This is a genomic window from Paraburkholderia atlantica, from assembly GCF_009362785.1.
GTDB lineage: Bacteria > Pseudomonadota > Gammaproteobacteria > Burkholderiales > Burkholderiaceae > Paraburkholderia > Paraburkholderia atlantica.
In genome coordinates, this window is sequence record NZ_WHNQ01000072.1 from 1 (window position 1) to 13,939 (window position 13,939).

At 61.3% G+C, this 13,939-nt stretch carries 15 protein-coding genes; 1 reads left to right on the forward strand and 14 read right to left on the reverse strand.

Going from position 1 to position 13,939, the window contains the following annotated elements; translation table 11 throughout:
* Positions 1 to 503, reverse strand: a 503-nt coding sequence (locus GCT19_RS38640) for an RES family NAD+ phosphorylase (RefSeq protein WP_152854848.1), incomplete at its 3' end; no start/stop codon positions are given.
* Positions 500 to 871, reverse strand: a complete 372-nt coding sequence (locus GCT19_RS38645; RefSeq protein ID WP_152854849.1) for a DNA-binding protein — start codon at positions 869 to 871, stop codon at positions 500 to 502. The genes GCT19_RS38640 and GCT19_RS38645, both read right to left, overlap by 4 nt.
* Before the next feature lie 219 nt (positions 872 to 1,090).
* Between GCT19_RS38645 and GCT19_RS38650 the strand changes: the two genes are divergently transcribed.
* Positions 1,091 to 2,527 carry an ISNCY family transposase gene (locus tag GCT19_RS38650; RefSeq protein WP_018432826.1) on the forward strand — a complete coding sequence of 479 codons (1,437 nt, stop codon included), beginning with the start codon at positions 1,091 to 1,093 and terminating at the stop codon, positions 2,525 to 2,527.
* 193 nt (positions 2,528 to 2,720) lie between these two features.
* On the opposite strand, the gene GCT19_RS38655 is transcribed toward GCT19_RS38650, so the two are convergent.
* The 12 genes from GCT19_RS38655 to GCT19_RS44695 all read right to left on the reverse strand — a co-directional run bounded on the left by GCT19_RS38655 (position 2,721) and on the right by GCT19_RS44695 (position 13,802).
* Positions 2,721 to 3,194: an RES family NAD+ phosphorylase gene (locus GCT19_RS38655; protein WP_152854857.1), complete on the reverse strand. Its 474-nt coding sequence runs from the start codon at positions 3,192 to 3,194 to the stop codon at positions 2,721 to 2,723.
* Entirely contained in the window at positions 3,194 to 3,634 is a 441-nt protein-coding gene (gene parS, locus GCT19_RS38660; RefSeq protein WP_152854850.1) for a type II RES/Xre toxin-antitoxin system antitoxin, read from the reverse strand. Before parS ends, GCT19_RS38655 begins: the two co-directional genes overlap by 1 nt.
* Before the next feature lie 395 nt (positions 3,635 to 4,029).
* A complete protein-coding gene (locus GCT19_RS43995; RefSeq protein WP_227749459.1) occupies positions 4,030 to 5,058 on the reverse strand; it encodes an adenine nucleotide alpha hydrolase family protein in 1,029 nt (342 codons plus the stop codon).
* Positions 5,059 to 5,152: 94 nt separating this feature from the next.
* A complete protein-coding gene (locus tag GCT19_RS38670; RefSeq protein ID WP_152854851.1) occupies positions 5,153 to 5,641 on the reverse strand; it encodes a hypothetical protein in 489 nt (162 codons plus the stop codon).
* A gap of 282 nt (positions 5,642 to 5,923) precedes the next feature.
* Positions 5,924 to 6,979 (reverse strand): hypothetical protein, encoded by a 1,056-nt coding sequence (locus tag GCT19_RS38675; RefSeq protein ID WP_227749460.1) that lies wholly within the window; start codon positions 6,977 to 6,979, stop codon positions 5,924 to 5,926.
* An 85-nt stretch (positions 6,980 to 7,064) separates the two neighbouring features.
* Positions 7,065 to 7,223 carry a hypothetical protein gene (locus GCT19_RS43070; RefSeq protein WP_157646285.1) on the reverse strand — a complete coding sequence of 53 codons (159 nt, stop codon included), beginning with the start codon at positions 7,221 to 7,223 and terminating at the stop codon, positions 7,065 to 7,067.
* 61 nt (positions 7,224 to 7,284) lie between these two features.
* Complete coding sequence (locus GCT19_RS38680; RefSeq protein ID WP_152854852.1) at positions 7,285 to 7,491, reverse strand: hypothetical protein; 207 nt, start codon at positions 7,489 to 7,491, stop codon at positions 7,285 to 7,287.
* Between the two features lie 75 nt (positions 7,492 to 7,566).
* The gene (locus tag GCT19_RS38685) at positions 7,567 to 9,888 is read right to left on the reverse strand and encodes an SMC family ATPase (protein WP_152854853.1); all 2,322 of its coding nucleotides are present in this window, start codon (positions 9,886 to 9,888) and stop codon (positions 7,567 to 7,569) included.
* Positions 9,876 to 10,454, reverse strand: coding sequence for a hypothetical protein (locus tag GCT19_RS38690; RefSeq protein ID WP_152854854.1), 579 nt, complete (start codon positions 10,452 to 10,454; stop codon positions 9,876 to 9,878). The genes GCT19_RS38685 and GCT19_RS38690 overlap by 13 nt, the downstream gene beginning before the upstream one ends.
* Before the next feature lie 219 nt (positions 10,455 to 10,673).
* Positions 10,674 to 12,116 (reverse strand): metallophosphoesterase family protein, encoded by a 1,443-nt coding sequence (locus GCT19_RS38695; RefSeq protein ID WP_321576946.1) that lies wholly within the window; start codon positions 12,114 to 12,116, stop codon positions 10,674 to 10,676.
* A gap of 89 nt (positions 12,117 to 12,205) precedes the next feature.
* On the reverse strand, positions 12,206 to 12,433 hold the full coding sequence (locus GCT19_RS43075) for an NADAR family protein (protein ID WP_321576947.1): 228 nt from the start codon (positions 12,431 to 12,433) through the stop codon (positions 12,206 to 12,208).
* Positions 12,434 to 12,665: 232 nt separating this feature from the next.
* Positions 12,666 to 13,802: a group II intron maturase-specific domain-containing protein gene (locus tag GCT19_RS44695; RefSeq protein WP_152854855.1), complete on the reverse strand. Its 1,137-nt coding sequence runs from the start codon at positions 13,800 to 13,802 to the stop codon at positions 12,666 to 12,668.
* Positions 13,803 to 13,939: the final 137 nt, after the last annotated feature.

Consider the following 13,939-nt stretch of genomic DNA (forward strand, 5'->3'; position numbering starts at 1 on the left):
CGCGGAAGTTGGCCATCCGGGTCGTTGACCTCGATCGAATTGCCATCGCCGAGGCGGTCGGTAAACACCACGACGTTTGTACCGCTCTCGTGCGTCTGGCTGGGAAACACAATGCCGGTAAAGCCCTGCTCCCGAACCATGTCGCTCAGAACCCAAGTCGGGGGCTCGATGTGCAGCTCGAATTTCAGGTGCCGCCAATCCTCGCTCCAGTCGTGCCAAAGGTCGTCCCAAAGAGGGCCGCGGTGGAGTTGCCGCAGGTCGACCAGATTACGCAGCGCGACGGTGTAGGAGCAGACCGTGCAGGGTGGCAGGAACGGCGAGGTCTGCTGGTACTCGCGCAGCGCCGTCAGTTCTTCCAGCGACAAATACAGTGCCTCGACACCTTCACGGTTGAAGCGCCCGCCCTTGGCTGCGGCGCCTGCTCCACTGGCTGGCCGGCTGGCCCAGCGGGGTGTATGCGCGCGGTAAAGCACAGTTCCAGCCGGCAAGTGCGTCAGGATCATCCAACAAATCCTGCGCTGATCGACTCCAGATAGTCGATCGCATCCTCAGTCCGCCCGTCCTGGATCAGTTGCAGGATAGTCTTATGGCGAAACGTGGGGATGGGCTGGTTTTTGACCAGAAACAGCGCTCGCTCGAAGTCCGGCTGCACCGCCGCAGCTGCCGACAGCACGCGCACTAGGTCGCGCAAGGTGGACTGGAGTTTCGGTGACTCGGGATGGGTGCGCAGGGTGTTGCGATGAACACCCGCCAAGGTTGCCAGGTCTTGCTGTTGCAAGCCCAAGACGTTGGCGAGGTTGGCGGCGGATAGACGGGACGTCCCCGCTTCCCGCGCGGACTCAAGGACGTCGGCAAAGGCAATGGCGCTCATGGGCCGCTCCAAGTAGCGAACTCTACAAGCACATTATACGCACAGTTGGCGCATAGCTCAACGCTCCGCCTCCGTAGTTAATTTTACATAATTGTTTTAATCAACATTTCGCATGTAGCAGCAAAGTAGTAGTGTCGTATTTGGGCAAAGTACAGATGTCGTACCCTGGCTATCTGTAGCGCATGATGGTGCGGTTTTTCCGCCTGTGGAGAGACCACCATGACGCGCACCGGGACGATCACGATGAGCATGCAGGAGCTGGACCGGCTGAAGGTCATCGAGGCGGTTGCCGAAGGCCGCCTGATGACCTGGCGTGCCGCCGAGCGGCTGGGACTGAGTCGGCGTCAGATCGAGCGAATGGTGATCCGCTATCGCGACGATGGTGCCGCGGGACTGGTTTCGCGGCGGCGCGGCGCGAGCAGCAATCATCAGCTGTCGCAGTCGTTGCTGGACCGGGTGCTGGGCCTGATCCACGAGCGCTACGCGGATTTTGGTCCGACGCTGGCCTGCGAGAAGCTGCGCGAATGCCACGGGCTGGTGCTGTCAAAGGAGACGGTACGGCACCTGATGACGGATGCGGGGCTCTGGGTGCCGCGCAAACAGCGTCCGCCGAAGGTCTACCAGCCACGCGCGCGGCGTGCGTGTTACGGCGAGCTGGTGCAGATCGACGGCAGCGATCACCGCTGGTTCGAGGACCGGGCGCCCGCCTGCACGCTGCTGGTGTACATCGATGACGCGACCAGCCGCCTGATGATGCTGCATTTCACGGCGAGCGAATCGACCTTCAGTTACTTTGAGGCGACGCGCGCGTATCTCGAGCAGCATGGCAAGCCGGTCGCCTTTTACAGCGACAAGTACAGCGTGTTCCGCAGTACGGCAGCCGCGAGCACCGGGCGCAGCGTGACGCACTTTGGCCGGGCGATGTACGAACTGAACATCGACACCTTCTGCGCGAACAGTAGCCCCGCCAAGGGCCGCGTCGAGCGGGCGCACCTGACCCTGCAGGACCGGCTGGTCAAGGAACTGCGGCTGCGCGGGATCAGCACGATCGCCGGTGCCAACGCGTATGCGCCCTGCTTCATGGCTGCGTATAACACGCGCTTCGCCAGGCCGCCGCGCAGCGGGTTCGACGCGCACCGGCCGCTACGGACTGACGAGAATCTGGACCTGCTGATGACGTGGCGCGAAACGCGACGCGTATCGAAATCGCTGACCGTGCAGTACGACCGGGTGCTGTACCTGCTGGACGACACGCTGGCGAACCGCAGGCTGGTCCACCGGTACATCGACGTGTGGGAGTACCCCGACGGACGCATCGAGATCCGGGCCGATGGCCGGGTCCTGCAATGCAGACGGTACGACCGGCTGGCCGAGGTCGATGCGGGCGCCGTGGTTGAACACAAGCGTCTGGGGCACGCATTGCGACTCGCGCAGGTCATCCAGGCACAGCGCGACAGCCGGCGCATCTCCGGTTCACCGTCGCGCACCAACCAGGGTCAGCCGGTTCGTGCAAAGGAACGCGTGGCCGGCACGAAGAAACAGCGCGAGTTCACGCGCGAAGATATCAATGCAGCGCTGATCCAGGTCGTGGAAGAACCGGTCAAGATAGCGCTCAGGGCTAGCAAACCCACGCCGCGGTCTGCTAGTGCCCACTGAACGGTCTGACACGCCCTGCCCGCTCAGTCCCGTCCTTCAACGCTGCAAGGAGATTCAAACCTTTAAAAACAGATTCGCAACCAGCGCCAGAACTACGACATCTGTATTTAGCTGCCACCACGACATCTTGAAATGGCCATGACAGCCTTCTGTTGCCCTTTGGCGCCGTTTGTAGACACTCACGCGTCGCTCGCTATGTCGGTGGCGCAGCGCGCCGCAACAACCGCGGGTCGGTCAGCCACTCCTCGCGCGCACCGATTTCGACGTGAGCAAAATCAGTATGATGGGGATTGAATAGATAATTGAATTCAGCCGGGACGACTGCACTGGGAACGGCCAGCACCGCACTTGCGCGCGCCTGCGACCACGTAGCCCCGATCTGCTGGAGTTCACCACGCGCGGAGATGTCCCGCCAGTCGGCGGGCAGAGTGGCTGGATCGATACGTTCAACGATTCTTTCGGGGAATCTGGCTGGGATCATCACATAGTGCGCACGCAACGGCGAATCTTGGACCAGCATCTCCAGGAGCGCCAGCGATTGCGTGTGCGCCGTGTACACCATCGCGACACCTTTGGGATTCCAACGGCCACCATACAGTCGAGCACCTTCCCCAGAGAAAGCCGTATCCGCGTACCGCTCGGTGACCACCCGCCATACCGTGAGCATCACGCAAACACGCCATGCTCGATGCGCCCCAGCGTGTCCATCACGCTATCGGTACCAATGTCGGTATCCACAAGGCTGAGAGGTGTCGAACCTTCCAGCGCCGCAATCGGTGTCTTAAGCCACGCGAGCGCCGTGTCGAGATCCTCAAAAACCTCTGCAGCGCGCGCGACCACGCGCGCGAGCCGCAGCAGCTTTGCTGACTCTTCACGACTCAACACGCCTTCCCGCTTGCGTCGTGCCAGCGTTCGCTCAGGAATATCGAGCGCCTGCGCCAACTCCGCCTGCGATAGTCCGATCGATCTGAGCATCGCATCGAGCGCCTGCGATGAAATCCCATGGCGGACCACGTCTACCCATTCCAGCCCCGATCGAGGGGCGCGCGGGAATACAGTGCGACCTCCGAGCAGTGAGTCGGCTGAGACCCTTCCGATAAGATTCATGGTTTCACCTCCTGCCATTTGGCATCTATTTTATACCAAAATGGCAGGCGCGTCTGCCGTTGTCGTCCTGCGCGCTAGGCTACGCATGCCATCGTTGCCATGGCCCATTTCTATCATGACGGACTGCAACGGCCCCGCCGTGCGGCAGCGTGGCGGAGCATGTCTGGAGGCGTTGTCAAGTTGGCGGCTGGAAGTCAACTGTTCGGCATACGCATAGTTATCTCGCTACCAGCCCAGAAAGGTGAGCTTTTACGGGATCGCTCCCTGGCCGAAACTGACTCCATGACGAGCATCCGAACGCACCTGATGGTGGCCGCGTATATCTACCGATCCCTCTTCGCGCTCGAAAGCCCACTGGTCATTGAGCTGTCACTGCATGCTCGGGCCTAACCACATCAATCAGTAGAATGTTTCGGTACAACATTCATGCGCTCCCGAAACGACAGCACATCGGGCTGCACACGCACATATCCGGCAGAATTCAGCGAGCGCCCCACCAGCTCGCGGCGCTTCAGATCCCACTGTGTCGCGAGCAGGTAATTGCGGAAATCGTTGAGGCCCGCCATGTACGCATGCTCCGGCTCCCGGATCATGGATTCCAGCGACTTGTCCCGATCGCCAACGACGCAGCAGAACACGCATCCGAATCGCGAACCGCACGCCGTACGCTGCCCACTTTCGCCGAGAACCACTCCGCACATGCCATCGTTACCGGCGCGGCACAGGTCCGACAGACGTTCGATGGATCGCACCGAAAACGCGCAGGGAAACGGACGCTTCGCTTCGTCAGCAAACATCGTCAGCATCAGCCAGATGTCATCGACCGACCAGTCGCGCAACGGTGAGATAGACAGTGCATCGTTGGCGTCACGCGTAGGCGCAGTCGCGCTTTCCGCTCGGGCCAGTATGGCAACGCCGCGCGAGGCGCTTTTAGCGATGCGATTGCCGAGAACGGTACAGATCTCGCGGTCGCCCCGGGCCGTCGCATCGCGCTCGAGCGCCGCGCGCAACCGCCCCTGTGGGATGAGCTTCCAGTCCGTCGCGCACGCTCTCGTGCGTTTACCGGCACGCACGCCGTTTTCGACGGTGCGCACCAGCGTGCCGCGGCCGATGGTGGAAACGACAAACTGCATGGCCAGTGACGGCGTGGCAATGTGCGTCGTCACGCCGAGCCCATGTGCGGCCGCGTGATCGTCGACCTCCTCCAGCATGGTCTCGATGTGTCGCGCAAGACTGCTGTTTTCGATCGTGGTGTTGGCCGATGAAATGTAGTGCGCGGGTTGGGCGAGGCCTTTTTCCGCGACGCGGCGCACGGCTTCGAGCATGAGAATCGTCGCGCACGTCGAGTCCTTGCCGCTGGCCGTGCCGCACAACGGATGGCCGGCACGGATCAGGCCCATGAGAACGGCGATCGCGGCCTCCATCTTTTGAAGAATCTCGTCAAACATGATTGCTCCGGGTTAATGGAGCCCTCTCCCCTACGGGAGCGGCTCCCACAGGGGTTAATGAGTTGAAAGGTCAGTGAGGCAGTGCAGACATCTCGTCGATCATCTGACGGTAGGTGATGAGGCCTTCCTGATGCTTCTGCATGAGCGCCGCGCGGCGTACACCCCGTGCCCATCGGTCGGTCGCGCCGATGCGATCGAGTGCTCCGGGATCGGTCACGCAGTAGCCCATGCGGAGCATTTCTTCGATCGCCTCGTTGAGGGGGTCGAAGCAGAGGTGACCGATGAACCCGTCCAGGTCGAAGTGCTGAATGCGCCACGCCTTTGAGCCTGACGCATCCAGAAGCACGAATGCCCAGGACTCGCGATCTTCCATGCGGCACTCGATACCGGCTGGATGACCGTCATACGAGGACATGAGACGTTGATAGGCGATCTGCTGCGGGCGGGCGGTGTCACGCAAGTGACGCCCGAAATCCGCGGGAACCCGGGTGGATGCTGTGCAGACCCGCTCCCAGGAAGCAGAACGGTAACGATTGGCGCTGCGTTGAGTGCTTTTCATGAAGGCTCCAGTAGGACGGGAGCCTTCCCCGGTGGGAGAAGCTCCCAAGGGGAAAAAGAAGCCCGCGAGGCGGGCAGGTCGATGCGCCTGTGGCGCAGAAGATTCACAAAGGGTAATTCCAGTGCGCGGGCGTGACCACGGGGAAAGATGCGGAAATAGTGGCCTCTTTCGACCGGAGACGACCCGCAACTCCGGCGCTGACTGCGCGCGCACCAAAAAAAATGCCCGTCGGGCGGACCCCGGGACGGGGACGCTCGACGGGCGGTTTCATGGTAGTACCGGTTAGCTGGTCCGGTATCCGAACCTCTCCAGATCGGGAAGACCGCCAATGGAATGGATGAACGCTTCAGCATCCACACCGTTTTTCGCAGCCATGCCCCGAAATTCGCTAATCCTTTCCATTGCGTGCCTGATCGCCTCTTCCCGATCCTTCAGTTCCAGTGCCAGGATGTGGCCGTTCCCACGTGCCAGCTGAACCCCGTGAAGCGCGGCTTCATGTTCACGCAACCGGCTCAGCGCCCATTTCACCCGGTCCCGGACATGATCAGGAACTGCGTTGCTCATGTCCGGCGAGTGAGGACCGCATGGATTGCGCAACACCCCGGCAAACTTCTGCAACATGGCTTCCTGCATCGGCACCGTGAACCTGCCATTCATCTGCACGGCGGCAACCCAGTCCTCGCCGTCCAGAAGATGATAGAAATTCGCGTCGCCGTCCGCTCTGACCCGGATGGCCGGAACAGGCTGCACACTGACCGGGGTCGACTGGCGATTCGCAATCCATTCGATCAGCGAAAGCTGATCGCGTTTCCAGTCAATCTCATCGTGAGGGTACTCGAAGCGTTCGCAAAGCAGCCGGTGGAAGTTTTTGAACTCGTGGTCCGGCGATCGAGAATCTCCGCTTTCCAGCACTCTGCGGCTCTCCAGCAGAGCGGTAGCCCCAAAGCGCGTGTCGATCTCATGCCCTTCCTTCCGGATATGCTTCATCCATTCGGCGGCCGACGGCAGTTGAGATACGAGTTCGACGATGCGACCGTCGATGCCTGCTTGCGCATCGACAGAGGTATCGTTGAGAATCGCCGCCTGCAGATCGAACAGGAAGACCAGCGCGTCGACACCGTGGGCCTCAGCGACCGCTCCTAACGTTTCGACTGCGTTGAGCAGCTCGCGCATGAAGCGTGCGAACAGCCCTGCACGATGCATCGCCACGATTGCCGCGGTCGCAACGTCTGCGGCTTTGCCGGGATCATCGGCTGGAATTTCGGCCTCGGTGATCGCCTGTGAGTGGACGAGACTGCGCATCACATCATCTTGAAAATCACTGCATGAGAAGGTCAATTTCGGCTCCTTGGGGGATGCCGGGCAGACCTCCCCAACCGGGAGGTCTGCCCGGTCGGGGTAAAGAAAATTTCGATGGCGGCAGTCAGGCGCGACGAAGTTGCCGGTCGAATGGCGACAGACTATTGGCTGGTACGCGTGTCGGATGTCTGTGAAGCGCAGCAAACGACTGCTGTTCCCAGAGCAGGCATACAAGTGCAAGCATTGCCCCGATCACGGTTGCGGCTGCGATCTGCTTCTTCATGGTCACCTCCAGGTTTGCGCACGAAGCCCCGACGCTCTTTCGAGGCCGGGGATTCGCGCGATCAGGAACAGGTTTGCGGATGCGCGGCCGGGAAGACCAGGACGCGACCATCCTTGCAGAGAACAAAGTCGCCCGGCTCGCCTCGCGGCTTGCGGACAACGATCGTCGGTGCTGGCCTGGCCGGCTCAACGTGTGCCACGGGTTGAGCCGTGCAGGCGCACAGTGACGAACTGCCCGCGGCGATGAGCAGCAACAACAGGTTTTGCATGGGATTCCTCGTTGTAAAAAAGACGAGGGAACGCCCCGTGGGGACGTTCCCCACAGGGTCAAGAAATGACAGCGCTCAGGCAGCGAGCGCCTCGACGTCAATGACTGCATCAGCTTCCGCAACCAGATCGGGTGTCTGCGAGATGAAAAACTCCCGCTCGTACCCGCCCTGCCGCAGCACTTCCCGCTTCATCCGCATGAACTGCAGCTTGCGCTGCGGATCGAGCGGACCATCGGACTCGTCGCTGAACAGGGTCTGGTAGGGCTGGCCAGCATTGCTTGCGAGATACAGGGCGATGCCGCGTGTCAGGCACTCGTTGATCCAGACCTTCTGACCGCCGGACATCACCGTGACTGCCTTGGTGCTGTCGTGATCGGCGTCATGCACGAGGATTTCGAACCCCTCGCGCAGTTCACCGCTCGCCAGCGCCCGCTGCGTCTGGATCTCGACCGTGAAGCGCATGCCGTAGCATGCGAGCAGCAGGTCGTTCACCATCGTCGTGAGGGCGGGGCCCGCATCGTCGATCGTCAATGCAATCACGCCTTCATTGCCGAGGCCTTTGGCGAGCAGCTTCCATTGGGCAATCTCATCGGAGATGCGGTTCGCACGTGATTGTGTCGCGTCGAATCCCGCAAGCTCGTTTGCGATCGCCTGTCGCTCGACCTCACGCGTCGTCTGCGAACGGATCAGTGATTCGATCCGGGCATCGGCCGCGGTGATGGCTTCGCGGCACTGCGTTAGCTGCCGGTCGATATCGGCGATGGCACCGGTCACGTCGTCGACGCCGAGGCGTGCGACTTCCGCGTCCAGTTCCTTCGCTTCCTCCGACAGACGGGCCTGCTGCGCCTCGCGGCGTGCACGCAGCGTTGCTTCCTCGGTCTCGAGCGCGGCCAGTTCTTCACTGGCTTTGCCCAGACCCTCGGTTGCGGCATCGAGCAGCGGCTTGCGTGCGGCGAGATCGACAGCTTTCTGCAGGTCACGGCGCGCGGCCGCAATCGCATCATTGACCGCCTTCAGCTCCGCCCGCCTGCCCGCAAGATGCTGCACCTGAGGCGTCAGCAGCGCGACCTCATCGCGTTTGGCACGAAACGTCGCACGCAGATTCGTGAGCGAAATGCGGTGCTCCTGAACCTGTACGTCCGCCTGACGGGCCTGCGCAAGCAAGGGACAGGTGTTATGCATCTCATGACCGGCACAGGGCACGGTACTGATCACACTCGCCTGCTGTTCCAGCGACTTCAGAAGCGTCATCTTCGACGTCCCTTCCGACTCCAGACCGTTCAGGCGGGAAGTTGCCGCGGTCAGCGCAAGCTGCTTCTCCTCGAGGGCAGCAATCTCCCTCTGGATCGGCTCGACACGCGCCTCCTCGCCCGCGATACGTGCCTGGGCGGTATCACGTGCCGCGGCGGCACCCAGAATCGCTTCACGTTGCGCAATCACTGCGTTGTGTTCCGCGATCGACGAGCGCAACGAGGTGCGCCGCTGGTTCAGGCGCCGTTCGTCGCCGCTCGCGTCGGTCACAAGGACCTGCATGGCCGACGAAATCTGGCTTCGGCGCGTGCCGAGTTCCCGCAGGCGGGCCTGCGCACCGGCATTGGCCGTCTGCCTTGCAGCGAGAACGGCGCGCTGGTCGGTCAGGGTGGCCACCTTTGCATTCAGCGTCTCCCGGCTCTCGCGAGTTGCGGTGACGGACTGTGCATCGGAAGCGATGGCCTGATCGATCTGGGCGACGCGATCGCGCTTCGATCCAAGCGCAACGAGTTGCTGGTGCGTGGTGTCGAGCGCGCGACTGAGCACCTTGGCGACGTCGGCGGCTTTCGCCGACAGCGTGCGCAGGTCATCGATATGCAGCAGTTCCGCGAGCAGTGCCTTGATCTCGGTCGCACCATACGATGCGAGCGGACGCCGGTTCTGCGCAGAAAAGACGCTGGTAAAGAACGACTCCAGCGAGCCACACACCGACTCGACACACAGGTCATAGGTCTCCGCCTTGCCATCAGAGACAGTACCGTCACCTGTCTGCATGGGCTGCCAGTTTCCGTCCGCGTCGCGCCAGGCCAGGTAGTACTCCGCCTTGCCCGTCTTGCCGGGCTTGCGGAATGCGAATGACGAGCGGTACCGCACACCGCCATGCTCCCATTCGAACTCCTTGAGCGCGTGCGCGCCGTAGACGTGGTCCCAGTAAGAGAACGCATCCACCGACACTTTCGCGGCGCGCGACGGCATGATCCGGTACGGATGCAGATTGTCCATAATCGTGGACTTGCCCGCACCGTTCGGGCCGGTCAACGCGATGAGGCCTGCCGGAAGCGATTCGAGATCGAGCGTGACGGTGTCGCGCTTCATGCCGTCACGAATACCGATAAAGCCCGTCAGCGTCAGTTTCAGTGGGCGCATGTCGGCACCTCCTGAAGCGGCGCATCGTACAGATAGTCCGATGGCAACCACGGGGCATCATCGTCGTTGGAGAACATCCTTCCAACGATCGGATCAGGCACGTGGGCAGGCGGTTGAGCAGCGTTCGCAGCCACCCGAGCGGCCTCTTCAGCCGCCCTCTCTTCAAGCGACCCGTCGACCGCATCGTGGACACTCTGGCAGACAGCCGCGTATTCGGCACTGGTTCGCCGGATGAGACCATCCCAGTTGTCCACGCCGGTCAGGGCGCGCAACTCGCGCGGCCCCCACTGATTCGCGTACCCCGTTTCGAACGACCAGAGCAGGTTCTGCATCTGGACATCCGGCACGACGGCAAGCTCTGCCCGCTGGACGTTCACTGCAGCAGCGAGAACCAGGAACCGTCCCGATTGGGCAATGACCGAGCCGCGCTGTTCGCCGAACGGCGTATGAAAAATCCCCGCGTTGAATCCGGCGTGAGCTGCGAGGATCCTACCGATGTCGCGTGGCGCACGGTCTGCACTGAAATGCCGGACCCATTGGGCGCCGGCGGGATAGAGACCAAACATGATGACACTCCACAGAAGATGGGCGGAGTGCATCCCTGAGGGGATGAATCCCCGCCAGGGTTATACAAAAAAGATGGATGCAGCAGACTGCTATCGATGCGTCAGGGACGCGGGTGAACCTTGTTCCGGAAGCCCGCGGTCGTGTCGTAGCGGGCGGGCTTCCGGAACACGGCTGCGTTCCGCGCGAGAGTGCCGTACAGGCCACTCTCACCACGGCGGCTAGGCCGCAAACAGATCGTCGTTGAGCCAGTCGAGCGACGCGGGTGTAACGGTCGCCTTCCTGTCAGTCCCGACCGGTGCGGCCGTGACTTCGTCCGTCGTCTCCAGAAATGCCGCGGGATACGTAAGCACCGTGGCGAGCGCCGGCACTTCAGGCAGCGACTCGGGCTGCGATTCAGGCTGCGATTCAGGCTGCGATTCGGGCTGCAATTCGGGCTCGGAAGCAAGATTGGCCAGCACATCGGCCGCGATCGCTTCCACATCGCCGGAGGCGAGCAGCTGCAACCGGTCCTGAAGCGGCCTTGCGTCAACGCTCACCAGTTCGCACCAGCGCGCGAGCTTCCCCTCGACCGTCGTTTCCAGACTGATGCCCTGGGCACGGCTGCGAACCACCGGCAGCACCCGCGATTCGACCTTCAGCCCCGCAGCGCCGGAAAACAGCGCCTTGATCGCCTCACGATCGACTACCTGCCGATGCTCTTCGTCGACCTGCCAGCGCACACGCACGAACTTGTCGGTCGCGTCCGCAGCGAGCTCCTGAAGCTTTGCCATGTCCGGTGGCCCGTCGAAGTCCATGCAGATCATCTGACGCGAAGGCGTTGCGACGAGCGTGGCTGACGCGCTGCCCGGTTCAACGTCCCACGACAGATAGCCCTTCTCGCCCTCTTCACCGTAGTGAAACCGGCCAATCGAGCCAGGATATGCGACCAGCCTGCCGTCACGCTCCCACTGCTGCTCCTTGTGAATATGGCCCAGCATGAAGCCATCGCATTCGGCTTCGAACAACGCGGTGAGGGAGAACTCGTGATCGAACCCCGCCATCGTGACGCCGTGCTCGGTCGTGCAGCCGTTGACCGTGCCGTGCGAGACACCCACCGTGCGAATCCCCGCTGCGCGAATCTGCCTGTTCACCCGGCCCGCCGCCGCCAGATATGCGGCGAGCACATCGCCCAGTCCCGTACCGGCCTCGAGCGCGCCAACGCTCGCAGCCAGTTGGCCCTTGTTGACCGTGGGCAGGCAGGTGAACACCACTTCGGGCATGACGCCGATGAACTGACGCAGTTCGTCATCCGAGAAGACAGGTCCCTTCGATGCCCAGAAACGGCCATCGACGAGCGCGACCTGAGACACGCGATCCGCAACGTGGATCTGATGAACGCCGCCCATGAGGGCGAAGTTATCCAGTGTGCCCGGGGGCTCGTGCGAGAACGTGCCCTGCAACATGAGCACAGGCATCGCGTTGGCGAGCCGGTGAATCTGGGTCGCGAGCGCGTGCAACGACGGCGCATGCGCATCGAGCCGGTGATCGGTCGAGTCGCCGGAAATCACGCCAACCTGGGCGCCGCTGTCGATCGCGTTGCCAACTGCGAAACTGAAACAACGGTCGGACTCGGCCAGATCGTCGGGCGCGTAATGCAGGTCAGAAAAATGTGCGAATCTCACTTTCGCCTCCAGAAATGAAAAAGGCCGCCATACGGCAGCCAAATTGGAATGTGCGCCCGGACGGACGCACGGAACAAAAGAACTTTTCGTCAGTGCGCAGCGAGTGCGTCCCGAACCTTCATGAGCGCGATGCCCAGGAGGTTCTGTCCGCGCCATTGCGACTCATCGGTCAGGCGTGGGTCACGTTCGCCAAGGCCGACGCCCCAGATCAGGTCATAGGGACTGGCCTCAACCAGCACCGTCGGCGCGGTCGCCAGCAATACGGACCGTAGTTCATGGCATTGCGCAAATTTCTCGCGACAGCCAACGAAGACAATCGATTCGCGCCGCGCGACCTATGTATCCAGAACGAAGTTGGCGACCTTACGGGCGAGCTTCTTCTGCGTCATCGGATCAGTCGTCGCGGGAATCTTCGCGGCGGACGTCTCGTCATCAAACAGCTCTGCCTTCGCATAGTCGGGTAAGGGAAAGCCATTGCTGGCCGCCCCTCCCCTAAGAACCGGACTTGAAAGTTTCCCTTCATCCGGCTCAAGCCTCTCTAAGCCCCAGTCAAGGAGCCGGCTTGCGAACCTCGAGGTCTCGACTGTGAACCTGCCTATGGCAATTTGGATGCAGAAAGACGAGGTTTGAAATGCTACTGCTCCCGCCCCTCGATCTCCAGCGAATGTGATGAACATGCCATCCGCTCTGTTTGGTGATCTTCTCACCACAGTGAGCGCACTTGCCACCTTGAGAAATCCAAAGCGACAGAAGCACCCGCCGACCGGTCAGTGATCTCGCCATTCGAAGGCTGAGACGTTCTTCGAAGTAGCTTTCCCACTTTTGGTCGTAAGGATTCGCCTCGCCTTTTACAGCGGCGTGCCGAACGATGGTCAGTTTGCTCAAATGTTCAATCTTGAACAGCTTTGCATCGTCCGACTCGGGATCTCGCTCTTCTGCCGCGAAAATCCAGTCCCGGGAACCGATCCGATGGAAATATCGGTTCTTAATCCACGGGAGACGTTTCCGGGGGTGCCGGCGTTTAGCCCATCTCCATAGGCATTGCCAAATCAGGTAGTCCACTTTGTGAAATGTGTCTTTCGAGACAACGTGCCGGTGATAATTGCCCCAGCCCTTGATGATCGGATTCAACAGACGGATCAGCGTTGACTGCTTCACCTGCTTGTTGTTTCTGACCACCTCTCGAATCTTTTCCATCAGCGAACGCACGCTTTTATCCGACGGCCGAATAAGGAGCTTCCCGCCGTACTTCCGGATATTCTGACCGAGAAAATCAAAACCTTGGTCAATATGCGTGATGAGGGTCTTTTCCTGCGAAAGCTCAAGCCCTCGTTCCCGGAGAAATGCTACAACTGCCGGGAGCACCTCATGTTCCAGGAATTCTTTCGAACGCCCTGTGATCACGAAGTCATCCGCGTACCGGACAAGATTGACACAACCCCTAAGCTTGTTTTTCGTGATCCACGTAAATCTGTCCCGAAGCATAGCCTGCAACCCATCCAATGCGAGATTGGCGAGTACCGGGGAGATAGCCCCGGCAACAACATAGCAAACTCGCGGGTAAGATGGGGCCTTCGCATATCGAGGGAGTGTCTGGCGCCATGGTCCAGAGAATGTCCTGCCAGTAATGCGGTTCTCGTGCTTGAGGCCGTTGCTCCCGCTAACCGGGAGCCCAGTCGATGACACGGGGACGACGCAAACACTGGCGAGTGCGTCTCGCTTTCGAGCCGAACCGCTATTCCAGCGAACAACTGGAGAAGGCCTATGACCAGCTCAGTCCGATTGATGCCCGAAGCACGAGGCGCGCATCGGATGCAAGGCCA

Excerpts from the sequence above, each read along its gene's own strand:
- GCT19_RS38685 (WP_152854853.1), bottom strand. The coding sequence starts at position 9,888 with ATGCGCCCACTGAAACTGACGCTGACGGGCTTTATCGGTATTCGTGAC.
- GCT19_RS38645 (WP_152854849.1), bottom strand. The coding sequence starts at position 871 with ATGAGCGCCATTGCCTTTGCCGACGTCCTTGAGTCCGCGCGGGAAGCG.
- GCT19_RS38650 (WP_018432826.1), top strand. The coding sequence starts at position 1,091 with ATGACGCGCACCGGGACGATCACGATGAGCATGCAGGAGCTGGACCGG.
- GCT19_RS43070 (WP_157646285.1), bottom strand. The coding sequence starts at position 7,223 with ATGAAGAAGCAGATCGCAGCCGCAACCGTGATCGGGGCAATGCTTGCA.
- GCT19_RS38670 (WP_152854851.1), bottom strand. The coding sequence starts at position 5,641 with ATGAAAAGCACTCAACGCAGCGCCAATCGTTACCGTTCTGCTTCCTGG.
- GCT19_RS38690 (WP_152854854.1), bottom strand. The coding sequence starts at position 10,454 with ATGTTTGGTCTCTATCCCGCCGGCGCCCAATGGGTCCGGCATTTCAGT.
- GCT19_RS38680 (WP_152854852.1), bottom strand. The coding sequence starts at position 7,491 with ATGCAAAACCTGTTGTTGCTGCTCATCGCCGCGGGCAGTTCGTCACTG.
- parS (WP_152854850.1), bottom strand. The coding sequence starts at position 3,634 with ATGAATCTTATCGGAAGGGTCTCAGCCGACTCACTGCTCGGAGGTCGC.
- GCT19_RS43995 (WP_227749459.1), bottom strand. The coding sequence starts at position 5,058 with ATGGAGGCCGCGATCGCCGTTCTCATGGGCCTGATCCGTGCCGGCCAT.
- GCT19_RS38655 (WP_152854857.1), bottom strand. The coding sequence starts at position 3,194 with ATGCTCACGGTATGGCGGGTGGTCACCGAGCGGTACGCGGATACGGCT.